The sequence below is a fragment of the Mycobacterium conspicuum genome (genome assembly GCF_010730195.1).
Classification (GTDB): Bacteria; Actinomycetota; Actinomycetes; order Mycobacteriales; family Mycobacteriaceae; genus Mycobacterium; species Mycobacterium conspicuum.
The window spans coordinates 319,708-336,367 of sequence record NZ_AP022613.1 but is presented as its reverse complement, the minus strand read 5'-3'; the positions used below and the strand labels follow the sequence as shown (position 1 = coordinate 336,367).

The window sequence follows — 16,660 nt, the reverse complement described above, 5'->3', positions numbered from 1 at the left end:
CGACTCTACGTCCGCCGATGTGGATCGGAACCCGCGGCGAGTACGTTGTGGCCCATGAATTCAAACGCCGAGACCCGCAAGTGGAAAGAGGCCGACGTCCCGGATCAGAGTGGCCGCGTCGCCATCGTCACCGGGGCCAACACCGGAATCGGCTATCAGACCGCGGCGGTGCTGGCTTACAGCGGTGCGCACGTCGTGCTGGCCGTGCGCGATCTGGCGAAGGGCAACGCCGCCCTGTCGCGCATCGTCGCCGCCAGCCCGGGCGCGGACGTCACCCTGCAGGCCCTCGACCTGAGCTCGCTGGACTCGGTGCGCGCCGCCGCCGACGCGCTGCGTTCTGCCTACCCGCGCATCGACCTGCTGATCAACAACGCCGGCGTGATGCTGACGCCGAAGCAGGTCACCAAGGACGGCTTCGAATTGCAGTTCGGCACAAACCATCTCGGTCATTTCGCGCTGACCGGCCTGTTGCTCGACCACCTGCTGCCGGTGCGCGGGTCGCGGGTGGTGACCGTCAGCAGCATGGGCCACCGACTGCGCGCCGCGATCCATTTCGACGACCTGCAGTGGGAGCGCAGCTACAACCGGATGGCCGCTTACGCCCAATCCAAGCTGGCCAACCTGCTGTTCACCTATGAACTGCAGCGCCGGCTGAGTGCCCGGCCGGTCAAGGACAACGGCACCATCGCCGTGGCCGCCCACCCCGGCAGCTCGAACACCGAGCTGACCCGCAACCTGCCGTGGTTCATCAAGCCGGTTGTCGATGTGTTCGGGCCAATGCTGTCTCAGAGCGCGGCGATGGGCGCCCTGCCGACGCTGCGGGCCGCCACCGACCCGGCCGTCCAAGGCGGGCAGTACTACGGCCCCGCCGGCATCGGCCAGCAGCGCGGCCACCCGAAGCTGGTCGACTCCAGTGCGCAGTCCCACGACGAGGATCTGCAGCGACGGCTCTGGGCCGTCTCCGAGGAGCTCACCGGCGTCACGTTCCCGGTCTAGGCGGACAATATCCAGATGCGGTCCGTCGAAGAGCACCAACGCGTCGTCGCCGAGCTGATCCGTGCCCGCCCGGCGGCCATGGTGCCGTTGGCCGAGGCGCAGGGGCTGGTCCTGGCCGACGATGTGGTCGCCCAACTGTCGCTGCCGGTGTTCGACAACTCCGCGATGGACGGCTACGCGGTGCGCGCCGAGGACGTCGCCGCCGCCACCGCGGATCATCCGGTGTCGTTGCCCGTCGCCGAGGACATCCCCGCCGGGCGCACCGACGAACTCACCCTGCAACCCGGCACCGCCCACCGGATCATGACCGGCGCGCCGATGCCGGCCGGGGCGACGGCCGTCGTGCCGGTCGAAGCCACCGACGGCGGGGTCGAGTCGGTTGCGATCCGCGAGGCGCCCGCGTCCGGCAAGCACATCCGGTTAGCCGGTGAGGACGTCGCCGCCGGCACCACCGTGCTGCGCAAGGGACAGATCGTGACCCCGGCGACGCTGGGGCTGGCCGCCGCGCTGGGGATGGCCGAGCTGCCGGTGCTGCCGCGCCAGCGGGTGCTGGTGATATCCACCGGGTCGGAGCTGGTGTCGGCCGGCGACCCGCTGCGCCCGGGGCAGATCTACGAGTCGAACTCGGTCATGCTGGCCGGTGCGGTCCGCGACGCCGGCGCGGCCGTGATCGCCACCGCGACCGCCGGCGATGACGTCGAGCAGTTCAGTTCGATCCTGGACCGCTACGCCGCGGACGCCGATCTGATCATCACCAGCGGGGGCGTCAGCGCCGGCGCCTACGAGGTCGTCAAAGACGCTTTCGGCCGTGCCGGGGAGCAAGGCGTGGAGTTCGTCAAGGTGGCCATGCAGCCCGGAATGCCGCAGGGCATCGGGCGTCTGCAAATAAATGGGGCCGCCACCACGATCGTCACGCTGCCCGGCAACCCGGTCAGCGCGCTGGTGTCGTTCGAGGTGTTCATCCGGCCCGCGCTGCGCACAGCCATGGGTCTGCCGGACCCGCACCGGCCGCGGCGGCCCGCCGTGCTGGCCGAGTCGCTGACCTCGCCGCGGGGCAAACGACAGTTCCGGCGTGCGATCCTCGACGCCGACACCGGCAGCGTCACCAGCTACGGCCCACCGGCGTCGCACCACTTGCGCTGGCTGGCTTCCGCCAACGGGCTGCTGGACATCCCCGAGGATGTCGTGGAAGTGTCGGCCGGAACCCAGCTGGACGTCTGGGACCTCACCTAAATTGGGTCGTGACCCGCTTCGCCCGGCTTCGCCGCGCTTGCGATCGCTCCGAAATTGGGTCGTGACCCGCTTCGCCCGGCTTCGCCGCGCTTGCGATCGCTCCTAGACCCGGTCAGCTACGTAGGATGACCGCGTGGCTAGACGCCCCCGCACTGGCGGCCCGCAGCACATGCTGGAGTTGGTCCGCTCGACCATTCCGCCGATTCACCCGGCCGGCCGGCCGTTCATCGCCGCCGGGCTGGGCGTGGCGCTCCTGGGGCGCGACTACCGGTGGGTGCGCCGCACGGGCCTGCTGGCCGCCGGTGCCTGCGCCGGCTTCTTCCGCCATCCGCCGCGGGTGCCGCCGTCGAGGCCCGGGGCCGTCGTCGCCCCCGCCGACGGCATCGTCTGCGTGATCGACTCCGCGGCACCACCCGCCGAACTCGGCATGGGCGACACTCCGCTGCCACGCGTCAGCATCTTCCTGTCGCTGCTGGACGCTCACGTGCAGCGCGCGCCGGTGAGCGGCGAGGTGATCGACAAGCAATACCGGCCAGGCCGATTCGGCTCGGCGGATCTGCCCGAGGCGAGCACCGAAAACGAGCGGGCCAGCCTGCGGATCCGCACTCCCAGTGGTGAGGACGTCGTCGTGGTGCAGATCGCCGGGCTGCTGGCGCGCCGCATCGTGTGCGACGCCCACGTCGGGGACAAGCTGTCGATCGGCGACACCTACGGCCTGATCCGGTTCGGTTCCCGGCTGGACACCTACCTGCCGCCGGGCACCGAGTCGGCGGTCAAACTCGGCCAGCGCGCGATCGCCGGCGAGACCATGCTGGCGGAGCTGCCGTGATCGACAAACGCCGGGGCAGGCGGACCATGAGCCTGCAACTCCTGCCGAGCGCGATGACGGTCCTGTCGATGTGCGCCGGATTGACGTCGATCAAGTTCGCGCTCGAGCGTCAGCCGATTCCGGCGATGGCGCTGATTGCGGCGGCGGCCATCCTGGACGCACTGGACGGGCGGGTGGCCCGCCTGCTGGGCGCCCAGTCGGCGCTCGGCGCCGAAATCGACTCGCTGGCCGACGCGGTGAACTTCGGCGTGACGCCCGCACTGGTGGTCTACGTGACGCTGCTGTCGAAGTGGCCGGTCGGCTGGGCGGTGGTGCTGCTGTACATGGTGTGTGTCGTGCTGCGTCTGGCCCGCTACAACGCGCAGCACGACGATGACACCCAGCCCTCCTACGCCAAGGAGTTCTTCGTCGGGATGCCCGCGCCGGCGGGCGCGGTGTCGATGATCGGGTTGATGGGCCTCAAACTTCAGTTCCACGGCGACGGCTGGTGGTCCTCGCTGTGGTTCCTCGCCATCTGGATCATCGGGACGTCGATCCTGATGGTCAGCACGATCCCGATGAAGAAGATGCACACCGTGGCGATCCCACCGAACCTGGCGGTCCCGCTGCTGGCCGTGCTGACCGCCGTCGCGGCGGCCGCGGTGCTGGCGCCCTACATCCTGATCTGGGTGATCATCATCTCCTACGTCTGCCACATCCCGTTCGCCGTGCGCAGCAAGCGGTGGCTGGCCAACCACCCCGAGGCGTGGGACGACAAGCCCCGACAACGTCGCGCGGCGCGGCGCGCGACCCGCCGGGCGCAACCGAACCGCCGATCTATGGCGCGCCTGGGGCTGCGCAAGCCGGGCGGACGGCTGTGACTGGCCGCGGTCAGCTCACGCTCACCGCCCGGCTGAACACCTCTGCCGTCGACTCGCGCCGCGGCGTGATCCGGTTGCACCCCAACGCCGTTGCCGCGCTGGGCATCCGGGAATGGGATGCGGTGTCGCTGACCGGGTCGCGGACCACGGCGGCCGTTGCCGGGCTGGCCGGCCGGGACACCCCCGTCGGCACCGTGCTGCTCGACGACGTGACGCTGTCCAACGCCGGGCTGCGCGAGGGCAGCGCGGTGATCGTCAGCGCGGTCGTCGTGTACGGCGCGCGATCGGTGACGCTGAGCGGCTCTTCGCTTGCCACCCAATCGGTTTCGCCGGCCACCCTGCGCCGGGCCCTGCTGGGCAAGGTGATGACGGTTGGCGACGCGGTGTCGCTGCTGCCCCGCGACCTCGGGCCGGGCACGTCGACGTCGGAACCCAGCCGGGCCCTGGCGTCGGCGGTCGGGATCAGCTGGACCTCCGAGCTGCTGACCGTCACCGGGGTCGATCCCGACGGGCCGGTGAGCGTGCAGCCCAACTCGCTGGTGACGTGGGGCAGCGGTATTCCGTCCGGCACCCGGGTGTCCTCGCACGAACTCGATAGCGCCGCCACCCCGCAGATCCTGGTCGAGGAGCTCAAGGGCTCGCAGCCGCAGGCCGCCAAACTCACCGAATGGCTCAAGCTAGCGCTCGACGAACCGCACCTGCTCAAGACCTTGGGTGCGGCCGCCAACCTCGGCGTGCTGGTGTCGGGCCCGGCCGGCGTCGGGAAGGTGACACTGGTGCGGGCGGTCTGCGCCGGCCGCCGGGTGGTGGAGCTGGACGGTCCCGAGGTGGGCGCGCTGAGCGCCGATGACCGGCTGAAAACCGTTGCCACTGCGGTCAGCAAGGTGCGGGCCGGCGGCGGGGTGCTGTTGATCACCGACGTCGACGCCCTGCTGCCGGCCACCGCCGAGCCGGTGGCCGCCCTGATCTTGGGTGAGCTGCGCACTGCCGTCGCCACCGAGGGCGTCGCGTTGATCGCCACCTCCGCGCGACCCGACCAGCTCGATGCCCGGTTGCGGGCCCCCGACTTGTGCGACCGGGAACTGAGCCTGCCGCTGCCCGACGCGGCCACCCGCAAGGCGCTGTTGGAGGCGCTGCTCAAGCCGGTGCCCACAGAGGATCTGGATTTCGATGAGATCGCTTCCCGCACACCTGGTTTCGTCGTTGCCGACCTGGCCGCGTTGATTCGCGAGGCGGCGCTGCGGGCGGCGTCACGGGCCAGCGCTACGGGGCAAACACCGACGCTGAACCAGGACGACCTGGTTGGTGCGCTGAGCGTGATCCGACCGTTGTCCCGTTCGGGCAGTGAGGAATTGACCGTTGGGAACGTGACGCTCGACGACGTCGGCGACATGGCCGACGCCAAACAGGCGCTCACCGAAGCGGTGCTGTGGCCGTTGCGGCACCCCGACACCTTCGCGCGGCTCGGCATCGAGCCACCACGCGGAGTGCTGCTGTACGGGCCGCCGGGCTGCGGCAAAACCTTCGTGGTCCGCGCGCTGGCCAGCTCCGGGCAGCTCAGCGTGCATGCCGTCAAAGGCTCCGAGCTGATGGACAAGTGGGTGGGCTCCTCGGAGAAGGCGGTGCGCGAATTATTCCGGCGCGCAAGGGATTCAGCGCCTTCGCTGGTGTTCCTCGACGAGGTGGACGCGCTGGCGCCGCAGCGGGGCCAAAGCTTCGACTCCGGCGTCACCGATCGGGTGGTGGCCGCGCTGCTGACCGAGCTCGACGGCATCGAGCCGCTGCGCGACGTGGTGGTGCTGGGCGCCACCAACCGGCCCGACCTCATCGATCCCGCGCTGTTGCGCCCGGGACGGCTGGAACGTCTGGTGTTCGTCGAGCCGCCCGACGCCGAGGCGCGGCGCGAGATCCTGCGCACCGCCGGGAAGTCGATACCGCTGGCCGCCGACGTCGACTTGGATGCGGTGGCCGCCGAACTCGACGGCTACAGCGCCGCCGACTGCGTGGCGCTGCTGCGCGAGGCCGCGCTGTCCGCGATGCGCCGCTCCATCGATGCCGCCGACGTCACCGCCGCCGATCTCGAGGCGGCTCGCAACGCCGTGCGCCCGTCGTTGGATCCGGCGCAGGTGGAATCCCTACGCGCGTTTGCCAAAGCTCCTTAGCATCGCCCGCGCCGACGCCGCGACATCGGCCTCGAGCCACGACGGCATCGGCTCGTCGTGCGCGTGCCGCCGGACCACGGCATAGGGCAGGTCGGCCACGGCCCTGCTCACCGCGTCGATCGCGCGCGGATCGCCGCTGCCGTAGAGCTGTTGGGCCAGCGCGCGCACCTTGTCGATGAGCGGCGCGTTCATGTCGGCAAGCGTCCGTTGAAACGTCGCGTCGGGTTCGCCGTCGAGCAGGTCACCGGGCCGGATCGTCAGCAACAGCCGGGCATCCTCCGGCAGTTCACGCGCGAAGCCGATCGCGGACACGGCCATGGCGACGGCGGTGTCGGTCGGGGTACGGGCCTGCGCCGCCATCGCTCGGGATTGGAAGCGTTCCAGCGCGCGTAGCCATGCCGCGGCCAGGATGCCGTCGCGGTTGCCGAAACGGTGGTAGAGCGTGCCGGCGGGCGCCCCACTCGCCTTCGCGATCGCCGCGACGCTCGCCGCACGCGGTCCGCCCGCGAGCACCAGCGCCCGGGCTGCGTCGAGGATCACATCGGTCTCGTGCTTCCGCGGAGGTGCCACGATCTAGTACATTCCTTCTATATGAAACGATTGCCCTATATCGATGAGCATGCCATAACCGTCGACGCGAATCGCGAAGAAACGTGGTCGGCGTTGCTGCGGGTGATGTGCCGCGATCCGCTCAACCCGGCCAGTGTGCCGATCGGCTTCGTGCTCGACGAGGCCCGGCCGTACGAGCGTTTCGCGTTGAAGGGTCGCCACCCGTTCGCCGTCTACCGGTTGGTGTTCGAGCTGGATGTCGACCCCACACCACGCCGCACCAGGGTGCGCGCACAGACCTGGGCCGCGTTCCCAGGCCCGCACGGCAAGGTGTATCGCGCGCTTGTCATCGGCACCGGCGGCCACCGAGTCGCGGTGCGGCGAATGCTCAAAAGGGTTGCGGCAGAGGCACATCCACGTGGGGCTGCGGTGTCGTGATACCCGGTCGGAACTGGGGAGCCACGCCGCAGGAACTAGCCGCGCCCCTACCCTGTGACGGGCTTTGCCCGCCCACCAGCGTCCGAGCAGACCGGGCGATCAGCATCGATGCGGCCCCATCGATCGTGTTCTGCTGGGTCTGCCAGCTACGCGCGGCGCCCTATAGCTATGACGTCCTGGACAACTTCGGGCGCCGCAGTCCCCGGGAACGCGACCCGGGGCTCGTTCACCTCGCGGTGGGGCAACGGTTCATGACCGTGTTTAGGCTGCAATCCTTCGCTAGCGGACAACAGATCACGCTGCGGTCCGGAAGCGTTGCGGTGACCTACCGGATCCGCCCCGAGGCGGCCGGGTCGCGGCTGCACGTGCGCGTGGTGTTCGGCGGGCGCCGGCTGGCCGGGCGGGTCCTTGCACTGGGCGACCTGGTCATGATGCGCAAGCAGCTGCTGACGTTGAAGTCCCTGGCGGAGCGCGAATCCCGGGTGAACTCTTTGGCCTGAGCGTTCGTAACCACATCGCATACATAAGCGGGAGAAGCGTTCGAGCGCCGTCAAGGAGAAACAGCTGCGATGATCGCGACACGGCCCTCCGCCGGCTTCGTTTCTGCGGCTCCCGCCCGGCCGGTCGCGCTGACCAGCCGGGTCATGGTGGTGGCCGTCATGGTGTCGATGGTTGCCTTCCTTGACAGCACCGTCGTGAACCTGGCACTGCCGGCCACTGAACGCGACCTCGGCGGCGGGTTGTGCCTGCAGCAGTGGGTGGTGGACGGTTACCTGCTGGCGCTGGCGGCCGCGATTCTGCCCGGCGGTTCCATCTCCGATTTGTTTGGACGCGTGCCGGTAATGCGCTTCGGGTTACTCGCCTTCGGCGCGGGCTCGCTGCTGGCGGCCACTGCGGCCGCCCCGGACGTGCTGATCGCCGGGCGACTCGTCCAGGGCCTCGGCGGCGCGTTTTTGGTGCCCGGCTCCCTGGCGATGATCAATTCCACCTTCGACCGTACGGAGCGCTCGAAGGCCATCGGGTCCTGGACCGCCTGGACCGCTACCGCCTTCGCGCTCGGCCCGTTGCTGGGCGGATTGGTGGTCGACCTGCTGGGCTGGCGATGGATTTATGCGTTGTCGGCGATCCCGATGCTCATCGGTTTCGCGTTGACGTTCTGGCTTCCCGCGATGCCCGGGCCGGCCAGGCGCGCCCGTGTCGACGTCGTCGGGGCGGTGTTGTCGGCGACCGGGCTGGCCGGCACCGTCTACGCGCTCATCGAAGCGGGGAAGCACGGCTGGGCCCACCGCGGCATCCTCGCGCCCCTGGTCGTCGGGATCGCGGCCCTGTTGGCGTTCGTGGCATGGGAGCGCCGCGCCCCGCACCCTTTGGTGCCCGTCGGTCTGTTCGCCATCCGAAACTTCTTGAGCGCCAATCTGATTACCGCTTTCGTCTACGGTGCCCTCACCATGGCCTCGCTGGCCGTCGCGCTCTACACCCAAGAGGTCGCCGGCTACTGCGCGACCGTCGCTGGCCTGGTCACCCTGGCCAGCCCGGTGCTGTCATTTCTGTTCGCCAAGCGCGTCGGCGCGCTCGCGACCCGGATCGGGTCACGGGTGTTTCTGACGGCAGGTCCGGTGCTGGCCGGGATCGGGCTGCTGCTCATCCGGCCCGGTCACGGATTCAACATCGCTACCCAGCTGCTGCCCGGGATGATCGTCCTGGCCATCGGCATGGTGCTCACCAACACGCCCCTCACCGCGGTGAACCTGTCTGCAATCGACGAATCCAACAGCGGAATCGCCGCAGCAATGCAAAACGCGGTGGGTCGCACGTCGGCGCTGACCTCGGTGGCCTGCATGGGACTGATCACCGCCGGCGCCCTCACCGATGCCAGCTTCGCGCGACTGCTCCAGGTCGCGGCGGCGTTGTTCTTCGTCGGCGCCGCGGTCAGCCGCGTCACCATCAATCAAAGGACAAGCTAATCCGACGACTCGTCGGATTCATCGGACTCGTCCGTGGAGTCATCCGAATCGGCGGCGTCGTCGGCCTTATCGGCGTACTTCGTCAAAAGCCCGGCCAGCTTGCGGGCCTCGTCCGGGGCCACCACATCGTCGAATAACTGCTTGTCGTCTTCGCCGATACGCGCGACGTAAACCTCGTTGTTCTTGACGCCGACGTCCCACCGGCCCCCATCGTGAACCATTCGATGCCGCCTTCCGGCTAGTGACCTGCTTTTACACCCGACGCGATTGTTTACCCACTTCTGCGGTATCCAAGCGACAACCGTTGCGCGACAAGGCCGCCGGCATCGGCTCACATTAGCCCAGTCTTTACAATTTCGGCCCGGACAATCCGACGAACCCCCTATGCTGCTTCGATGACGCAAGATGATGCGTATAGCACCGGTTTCAACTGGGACCAATTGGTCAAGATGCCCACCGCGAGCGAAGAATGGCACACCGGGCGCCAGATCCTCAACTTTTATCCGATGGACAAGGATTATCGCGATTCACCGGCGGCCCGGGCGATGGTCACCAACCACTTCGGCAACGCAGAGCCGCTGAACACCGATGCGGCCGTACTCAAATTCGGTTCCGACCACGTCACGCTGCGCGGTGCGTTTCTGGAGATGGGCGTGTGCACGGGAAAGACCATCAATTTCATTGCGGCACTGAATCCAGAGCAACGCGTCTGGGGATTCGACTCCTTTGACGGGCTGCCTGAACAATGGGCGCGCCCCGACCTCGACGTCCCCCGCGGAACTTTCCGAGTTAACGTCGAGGGCTGGATGCCACCGGTCTTGCACAACGTGTCCCTGGTTAAGGGCATGTTCCATAAGACCCTGCCGGGGTTTAAAGAGCAGATCCTAAAATCGGGCCCCATCGCTTTCCTGCACGTTGATTGCGATATCTATGCGTCCACGAAAGTGATCTTCGACCAGTTGGCCGACAACATCGTGTCGGGGACTGTGATCGTGTTTGACGAGTTCTATAACTATCCGGGCGCCGAGGAACATGAATTCAAGGCATTCCAGGAGTTCCTGGAACGGACCGGCAAAGAGGCTGTCTACCTCGCCTACAACCAGTTTTTTGAGCAAGCGGTCGCCCGGATAGCCTGACGCGCAGGCGGGGCCCGCGGGCTTTATTCGGACAGCTGAAACTCCACCATCTCGGTGACCGTATCGACCGCCTCACTGAGCGCGGCTAGCCGATCGGCGACCGAGGGCGCCGACAGCACGGCGTAGCGGTCGGCCGCACCGATCGGTAGCCGAGATGCCAACGTGTACAACCACCGTGCCGCGTCACCGGTGTCGCGGTCGGCGCCCAGCAACGTGTCGCGGCTCGGCAGCTGCGCGTCGCGGGCGGCCGCGATCCGCTCGAACAACGCCATCACCCGGTCTTCCAGTTCGAGTATCTGGTCGGCCGTCACCGGCTCGCCGGGCTCGTCGGGCCAGACCCGCACCATGGCCCGTGGGTAGGGATCGTCGGGCAGCCACTCGCTGACCCGGATGCGCTCACCGGTGCGGCACTGCAACACATACCGGCCCGAGCCGAGCTCGGCGTGTTCGGCGATGCGGGCCAGCACGCCGACGTCGCATCTCGTATCGCCGCCCCCGACCTCGCGGCCACGCGAGATGAGTACCACGCCGAACGGATCGTCGTTGCCGAGGCAGTCGCGCACCAGCGCGCTGTAGCGCGGCTCGAAGATGCGCAGCGGCAGATCCTCGTTGGGCAGTAGCGCCGACTGCAACGGAAACATCGCCAGCGCAACGGATTCCGTCATGATCAGATGTCCAGCTCCCCGACCAGCGCATCGACCACCGCGCGCAGGTCGCCGTCGTGTTCCTCGGCAACCCGCCGCTGCCGCTGATACGACGCGCCGTCGCGGTAAATGTCGACCACCGCGGCAAGCTCGTCCACGCAGTGCAGCGACTTCGCGACCGGCTCCAGCCGGGTCAGCAGATCGGGCAGGTCGTCGGTGACCAACCGCTCGTTGCTGTCGGCGTCCAGGATGATCACCGCGTCCAGTCCGTAGCGAGCGGCGCGCCACTTGTTCTCCTGAACATGCCACGGCGGCATGGTCGGCAGCGTCTCGCCGGCGTCCAGGCGGCGGTCCAGGTCGACAACCAAACAGTGCGCCAATGCGACCAGCGCGCCCAATTCACGCAGGTTGGAAACGCCGTCTAAGATCCGCACCTCGAGGGTGCCCAGATGCGGCGAAGGCCGGATGTCCCAACGGATTTCGTCCATGTGGTCGATGATGCCGGTCTTCTTCTGGTCGTAGACGAAGCCCTCGAACTCCGCCCACCGCTGAAAGTGAAACGGCAGCCCGGCGGTCGGCAGTTGCTGAAACATCATGGCGCGGTTGCTGGCGTAGCCGGTGTCCTCCCCGCCCCACCACGGCGAGGACGACGACAGCGCCAACAGGTGCGGGTAGTAGTTGAGCAGCGACGTCATGATCGGCATCACCTTGGCGGCCGAGGCGATCGCGACGTGGACGTGCACACCCCAGATCAGCATCTGTCGGCCCCACCACTGGGTGCGCTTGATCAGCTCGGCGTAGCGCGGCGCGTCGGTGAGCTTCTGCGTCGACCACCGGGCGAACGGGTGGGTGCCGGCGCAGAACAGCTCCATCCCGCGGTCCCGGACGATTTGGCGTGCGGGGCCCAGGGTTTCGCGGAGATCCTCCGTCGCTTCGGCGGCGGAGTCGCAGATGCCGGTGACCACCTCGACGGTGTTGCGCAGCAATTCCTTGTGCACGCGGGGGTTTTCGCCGATCTCGGCGATGACCGCGGGCCCTTCGTTGCTCAGGTCGCGGGTCTGCGCGTCGATGAGCGCGAATTCCCACTCCACCCCGATCGTCGGCCGGGGTGAGCCGGCGAAATCGATGTGGGCTCGATTTCTAGCCGGCACCGATGACACCGCACGCCACCCGCTTGCCAGCGTCACCGGTGCTCATCGTCGTCGCGTCGGGACCGGGCGCCCCGTTGACCTGGTTGTAGCGATCCGGCGGAATGTTGGCGAAGTTGTCGGCGCCGGCGTGGATGATGATCGCGGTCTTCTCGCCGGCCAACAGGTCATCCATGGTGAAGGCGTCCGTGGTGGTCAGCAACGTTCCGGTGCCGTCTTTACGCACCTCGAGGGAGGTCAGGTCGCCACTGGCCGGTTCGGCCGAGTGCCCCGCCACTTGGAAATGCCCGCCCGCCGACAGGAAGTCGCCCGGCGCGCCGCCGGTGGGTGCGACGGAGTTGGGCTCACACTTGCCCACCTTGTGGATGTGCACTCCGTGAAAGCCCGGCGTGAGCACACCGACCGCGACCGTGTCGATCTTGACCGTGACGTGGTTGCTGGTGAACTCGAATTCCGCGATCGCGACCTGCGTGCCGTCAGGCGCCTTGAGGTGGGTGGTGATGCTCTTCTGCGGCGCCGCCACCGCCCCCGGGGCGCCAGGGGCTTTGGAAGACGACGGCGAGGGGGATCCGGTCCAGATCGCCGGCGTGGTGCCCGGGACTGACGAGGCGTGCTGGGGCGATGAGCACGCGCAGAGCAGCGCGACGCATGACGTGACGGCGGCGGCAGCGACGGTACGGCGACCGGCAATCTTAGGCATAGCGAGAGCCTAGCCCGGCGACGATGCGCGCTGGAACAGCGCGCTGAGGAGTCGGGCAATCAAATTTCAGCCCGGCGACGATGCGCGCCGGAACAGCTTGCGCGAGTGCGTGTCAACCGGCAACGAGCACGATGACGCCCGGCGGCTGGTTGGCGAGCGCGGGAATGCGCGCCTCGACGGGCGCTTGCAGCTTCTGGCCGACCGCGTCGGCGGTGGCGTGCTCGCCCTCGGCGTCGCTGTAGTAAACGGTGGTGACCTTGACATCGGGCGCCGGCAGGTTCCCGACTTCGGTCACCTTGAAGCCGGCGGCCGTCAGCTGGTCCCGGGTGCGCGCGGCAACGCCCTCTTGCGAAGAGATGTTGTACACCCGGACCTCGGCCTGGTTCGGGGCCGGCTTGGGGCTGGGCGACGTCTTGGTGGTGGTCGACGTCACACTCGACGCCGGCGCGGCCGATTCGTCGTCGGAGTGCCCGGAAGAACCCAGCGCCTGCCACCCGAGCAGCAGGAAAATGACTCCGAGGAACAGCAGCACCATCACCATGGCCCGCAGGGGAAGCCCCGACGAATCGGGGACGCGCTCATTCATCGAGGCCCACTGTAGCGGGGACGAGCGGGCGTCAGGTCACCTCGAAGCCGAGGCGCCGCGCCGCGCGCGCCTTCTGGCGGCTGGCGCGCAACCGCCGCAGCCGCTTCACCAGCATGGGATCGGCCGCCAGCGCCTCGGGGCGGTCCACCAGCGCGTTGAGCACCTGGTAGTAGCGCGTCGCCGACATCGAGAACAGCTCCTTGATGGCGTCTTCCTTGACCCCGGCGAACTTCCACCACTGGCGCTCGAACGCCAGGATGTCGTGTTCCCGGCGGCTGAGCCCGTCGGTGATGTCAGCGTCGTCCCCCGCTTGATTTGCCCGCGCCATGGCGCTGTCCATATCGCTCCCCTGGGCCCTTCCGGCGATTCTCAAACTGCTTGCATGACTGATAGTTCGGGGCGTGTTTTGCGCGAATATTGAACCACGCGGCCAACCCTCAAGGTGTCATCTAGACCCGCGAGTCGGCCGACTTAGTTGGATCATCGCGCACAGTGTGCCGCAAAGCCCGCGGCTCGGCGAGTTTAAGCTAGCCGATCATGGCAGTCGTACCCATCCGCATTGTGGGCGATCCGGTCTTGCACGCTCCGACCACACCGGTGGCTGTCAGCGCCGACGGTTCGCTGCCGGCCGAGCTGCCCGAGTTGATCGCGACCATGTACGAGACCATGGACGCCGCGCACGGGGTGGGGCTGGCCGCCAACCAGATCGGCTACGCGCTGCGGCTGTTCGTCTACGACTGCGCGGACGACCGCGGCGAGACGCAGCGCCGCCGCGGCGTGGTGATCAATCCGGTACTGGAAACCTCCGAGGTTCCCGAGACCATGCCCGACCCGGGCGACGACGACGAAGGCTGCCTGTCGGTTCCCGGCGAATCGTTCCCCACCGGCCGGGCCAAGTGGGCGCGGGTCACCGGCCTCGACGCCGACGGCAGTCCGATCACCCTCGAGGGCACCGGCCTGTTCGCCCGGATGCTGCAACACGAAACCGGTCACCTCGACGGATTTCTCTACCTGGACCGCCTGATCGGCCGGCACGCGCGTGCCGCCAAGCGTGCCGTCAAGTCGCACGGCTGGGGAGTTCCGGGACTGTCCTGGATGCCGGGCGAGGGACCTGACCCGTTCGGCCACTGATGATCTCGTGGCCCGGCCTCGGAACACGGGTGACGGTCCGCTACCGGCGCCGCGCCGGGTCGATCCCGCCGCTCACCGATGCGGTGGGTCACCTGCTGGCCGTCGATCCGGTGGTTCGGGTGCAAACGAAGTCCGGCACCGTGGTCGAGTGCGCGCCCACCGACGTGGTGGCCGTGCGGGAGTTGACCGACGCGCCGGTGCGCGCCTCCGAGATCCGGGCACTGGAGCAGGCGGCCGCGGCCTCGTGGCCCGATACGCACGAGACTTGGCTGGACGGCTGGCTGCTGCGCACCGATTTCGCAGTGCCACTGGATATTTCGGCTCGCGCCGATTCCATCCCCGCGATCGTCGCCTGGTATGCCGACCGCGGCCTGCCCCCGCGGCTGCTCATTCCCGATCGGCTGCTGGCGGTTCCTGCCGGCTTGAGCCCCGAACGCGAGCAGCGCATGCTGGTGCGCGCCGCGCCCGTGCCCGATGCCGCCGCTGGCGTGACGCCCGACATGCCAGGCGCCTACGTCTGCGTCGACGAGCGCGACACCGACGCGATCGCCCGCGCCGAGGCGCAAGGCTTCCGGCTGCACCACCGGCGGAGATTTTTCCGACTGGCCGCTCGATAGTCTCTAGCGATGCGGCTGGCCACCTGGAACGTGAATTCGATTCGCACCCGGCTGGACCGCGTCACCGATTGGCTGGGCCGCGCCGATATCGACGTGCTGGCCATGCAGGAAACTAAATGCTCCGATAGCCAGTTCCCCACATTGCCGTTCTTCGAGCTCGGCTATGAGGTCGCCCACGTCGGCTTCAACCAGTGGAACGGGGTGGCGATCGCCTCCCGGGTCGGCCTCGACGATGTGCAGATCGGCTTCGACGGCCAGCCCACCTGGAGCAGCAAGCCAGAGGTGGCCGCCACGGCGGAGGCCCGCGCCCTGGGCGCCGTCTGCGGGGGTGTGCGGGTGTGGAGTCTTTATGTGCCCAACGGCCGCACCCTTAGCGATCCGCACTACCTCTACAAGCTGGATTGGCTTGCCGCACTGCGTGCTACGGCTGCCGGATGGCTGCGCGATGATCCGGCGGCACCGATCGCGCTGGTCGGCGACTGGAACATCGCACCCACCGATGAGGATGTGTGGAGCCCCGAATTCTTCGTCGGCTCCACGCACGTCTCTGCGCCGGAACGTCAGGCGTTCAATGCCATCGTCGAGGCGCAATTCGCCGATGTGGTACGGCCTTTCGCCCCCGGTCCGGGCGTCTACACCTACTGGGACTACACGCAGCTGCGCTTCCCGAAAAGACAGGGCATGCGAATCGACTTCATTCTCGCTTCACCGGCGTTGGCGGCGCGGGTGACCGATGCCCAGATCGTCCGCGAAGAACGCAAGGGTAAGGCGCCCAGCGACCACGCGCCGGTGTTGGTCGACCTGCGCGCCGAATGACTCACGGGCCAGGCCCCGAGCCCGTAAGCCTCGACATCGTTGCGCGCGACATGGCAGGCTTAACACAGCTGGCTTTCGGATGAAAGCCGCTGTTAACAATCGCGTAGATCCTGTTAACTGTGCGATCAACGTGTATACACGGACGTAGCGAACGAGATCTGCAGCGACCGAGATTAAAGGCCAGGGAGTCATCATGGGTGTCGTCGGTGGAGCGGTTCGTGGCGTCGGTCGAACTGTGAATCGAGCGGCGGCGGCGACCACAGCGACCGCGGGCGCGGTAGGCGGCGCCGCGGTGAACGGCGTTGTCGGCGGGGTCAAGGGAGCCGCCGAAGGCATCCAGCGCGGCATCGGATCCGGCAGCAAGTCGACGGCCGCGGCCGCATTGGCGATCGGCGCGCTCGGCGTCACCGGCTTGGTGGAATGGCCGATTCTGATGGCCGTCGGCGGCGGGGCGCTGGTGCTGCAGCGGATGAACCGCAAGCCCGAAGACCCGGCACCGAAGGCGAAGTTGACGACCGTACCCACTGAGCCCGAGCCAGCCGAGGCGACGCCGTCCAAGGCCCCTTCCCGCAAAGCCGCGGCGAAGAAGGCGAGCGGGCGGCGGGCCGGCTCGGCGGCGTTACGCAGTACCAACTGACTGAGCACCAATTGAGTTTTGCCACGTCAATACGCCGGTCTTTGCCGCTGCGCTTCGTCGCTTCCGGCGTCCAGGCGACCACCACCCTGGCCAGGACCGGCGTTGAGATCGCCGTCATCCCGGTGCGCGAAGGCGCCAAGCTGCTGTCCGGCGAGATCTCCCGCGAGACGCTCAGCCGCAACTGCTGGCGCAACGACAGCCGCGCCTGGATCGA

Annotated in this window: 19 protein-coding genes and 1 pseudogene; 13 read left to right on the top strand and 7 right to left on the bottom strand. The window is 68.1% G+C overall.

All coding sequences use genetic code 11. The annotated features are described in order from the left end of the window. Window positions 1–54: 54 nt before the first annotated feature. From G6N66_RS01565 to G6N66_RS01545, 5 genes are all read left to right on the top strand, one after another. The gene (locus G6N66_RS01565; RefSeq protein WP_085235659.1) at window positions 55–996 is read left to right on the top strand and encodes an SDR family NAD(P)-dependent oxidoreductase; all 942 of its coding nucleotides are present in this window, start codon (window positions 55–57) and stop codon (window positions 994–996) included. Window positions 997–1,011: 15 nt separating this feature from the next. Further along, window positions 1,012–2,229 carry a molybdopterin molybdotransferase MoeA gene (gene moeA / locus G6N66_RS01560; protein ID WP_085235660.1) on the top strand — a complete coding sequence of 406 codons (1,218 nt, stop codon included), beginning with the start codon at window positions 1,012–1,014 and terminating at the stop codon, window positions 2,227–2,229. Window positions 2,230–2,362: 133 nt separating this feature from the next. After that, window positions 2,363–3,058 carry a phosphatidylserine decarboxylase gene (locus tag G6N66_RS01555; RefSeq protein ID WP_085235661.1) on the top strand — a complete coding sequence of 232 codons (696 nt, stop codon included), beginning with the start codon at window positions 2,363–2,365 and terminating at the stop codon, window positions 3,056–3,058. Continuing rightward, window positions 3,055–3,918 (top strand): CDP-diacylglycerol--serine O-phosphatidyltransferase, encoded by an 864-nt coding sequence (gene pssA / locus G6N66_RS01550; RefSeq protein ID WP_085235662.1) that lies wholly within the window; start codon window positions 3,055–3,057, stop codon window positions 3,916–3,918. Before G6N66_RS01555 ends, pssA begins: the two co-directional genes overlap by 4 nt. After that, entirely contained in the window at window positions 3,915–6,080 is a 2,166-nt protein-coding gene (locus tag G6N66_RS01545) for an AAA family ATPase (protein ID WP_085235663.1), read from the top strand. The genes pssA and G6N66_RS01545 overlap by 4 nt, the downstream gene beginning before the upstream one ends. On the opposite strand, the gene G6N66_RS01540 is transcribed toward G6N66_RS01545, so the two are convergent. Further along, window positions 6,054–6,650: a TetR/AcrR family transcriptional regulator gene (locus G6N66_RS01540; RefSeq protein WP_085235664.1), complete on the bottom strand. Its 597-nt coding sequence runs from the start codon at window positions 6,648–6,650 to the stop codon at window positions 6,054–6,056. The two genes, G6N66_RS01545 and G6N66_RS01540, sit on opposite strands and share 27 nt — an antisense overlap. A gap of 21 nt (window positions 6,651–6,671) precedes the next feature. Here G6N66_RS01540 and G6N66_RS01535 point away from each other — a divergent pair, with 21 nt between their 5' ends. From G6N66_RS01535 to G6N66_RS01525, 3 genes are all read left to right on the top strand, one after another. Continuing rightward, window positions 6,672–7,067, top strand: a complete 396-nt coding sequence (locus tag G6N66_RS01535) for a hypothetical protein (RefSeq protein WP_085235665.1) — start codon at window positions 6,672–6,674, stop codon at window positions 7,065–7,067. Between the two features lie 251 nt (window positions 7,068–7,318). Next, entirely contained in the window at window positions 7,319–7,567 is a 249-nt protein-coding gene (locus tag G6N66_RS29230; protein WP_232079179.1) for a hypothetical protein, read from the top strand. 69 nt (window positions 7,568–7,636) lie between these two features. After that, entirely contained in the window at window positions 7,637–9,031 is a 1,395-nt protein-coding gene (locus G6N66_RS01525; RefSeq protein ID WP_232079178.1) for an MFS transporter, read from the top strand. Here G6N66_RS01525 and G6N66_RS01520 read toward each other — a convergent pair. Next, window positions 9,028–9,252: a hypothetical protein gene (locus G6N66_RS01520; protein ID WP_085235667.1), complete on the bottom strand. Its 225-nt coding sequence runs from the start codon at window positions 9,250–9,252 to the stop codon at window positions 9,028–9,030. The two genes, G6N66_RS01525 and G6N66_RS01520, sit on opposite strands and share 4 nt — an antisense overlap. 174 nt (window positions 9,253–9,426) lie before the next feature. Here G6N66_RS01520 and G6N66_RS01515 point away from each other — a divergent pair, with 174 nt between their 5' ends. Then, window positions 9,427–10,167: a TylF/MycF/NovP-related O-methyltransferase gene (locus tag G6N66_RS01515; RefSeq protein ID WP_085235668.1), complete on the top strand. Its 741-nt coding sequence runs from the start codon at window positions 9,427–9,429 to the stop codon at window positions 10,165–10,167. A 23-nt stretch (window positions 10,168–10,190) separates the two neighbouring features. On the opposite strand, the gene G6N66_RS01510 is transcribed toward G6N66_RS01515, so the two are convergent. The 5 genes from G6N66_RS01510 to G6N66_RS01490 form a co-directional block, all read right to left on the bottom strand. After that, a complete protein-coding gene (locus tag G6N66_RS01510; RefSeq protein ID WP_085235669.1) occupies window positions 10,191–10,832 on the bottom strand; it encodes an LON peptidase substrate-binding domain-containing protein in 642 nt (213 codons plus the stop codon). Between the two features lie 2 nt (window positions 10,833–10,834). Further along, entirely contained in the window at window positions 10,835–11,962 is a 1,128-nt protein-coding gene (locus G6N66_RS01505) for a glutamate--cysteine ligase (RefSeq protein ID WP_085235670.1), read from the bottom strand. Continuing rightward, window positions 11,952–12,659, bottom strand: a complete 708-nt coding sequence (gene sodC / locus G6N66_RS01500; RefSeq protein WP_085235671.1) for a superoxide dismutase[Cu-Zn] — start codon at window positions 12,657–12,659, stop codon at window positions 11,952–11,954. The genes G6N66_RS01505 and sodC overlap by 11 nt, the downstream gene beginning before the upstream one ends. A 112-nt stretch (window positions 12,660–12,771) precedes the next feature. Then, the gene (locus G6N66_RS01495) at window positions 12,772–13,245 is read right to left on the bottom strand and encodes a LytR C-terminal domain-containing protein (protein ID WP_085235672.1); all 474 of its coding nucleotides are present in this window, start codon (window positions 13,243–13,245) and stop codon (window positions 12,772–12,774) included. A 31-nt stretch (window positions 13,246–13,276) separates the two neighbouring features. Further along, window positions 13,277–13,585 (bottom strand): DUF3263 domain-containing protein, encoded by a 309-nt coding sequence (locus G6N66_RS01490; RefSeq protein ID WP_085235673.1) that lies wholly within the window; start codon window positions 13,583–13,585, stop codon window positions 13,277–13,279. Window positions 13,586–13,782: 197 nt separating this feature from the next. Between G6N66_RS01490 and G6N66_RS01485 the strand changes: the two genes are divergently transcribed. From G6N66_RS01485 to G6N66_RS01470, 4 genes and pseudogenes are all read left to right on the top strand, one after another. Continuing rightward, entirely contained in the window at window positions 13,783–14,376 is a 594-nt protein-coding gene (locus G6N66_RS01485; RefSeq protein ID WP_085235674.1) for a peptide deformylase, read from the top strand. Further along, a pseudogene (locus G6N66_RS01480) lies at window positions 14,376–14,870 on the top strand (GNAT family N-acetyltransferase, cg3035/Rv0428c family); the annotation flags it as partial. The gene G6N66_RS01485 and the pseudogene G6N66_RS01480, both read left to right, overlap by 1 nt. Window positions 14,871–15,002: 132 nt before the next feature. Then, window positions 15,003–15,809: an exodeoxyribonuclease III gene (locus G6N66_RS01475; RefSeq protein ID WP_085235676.1), complete on the top strand. Its 807-nt coding sequence runs from the start codon at window positions 15,003–15,005 to the stop codon at window positions 15,807–15,809. 193 nt (window positions 15,810–16,002) lie between these two features. Next, complete coding sequence (locus G6N66_RS01470; RefSeq protein ID WP_085235677.1) at window positions 16,003–16,446, top strand: hypothetical protein; 444 nt, start codon at window positions 16,003–16,005, stop codon at window positions 16,444–16,446. The last annotated feature ends 214 nt before the right edge of the window (window positions 16,447–16,660 follow it).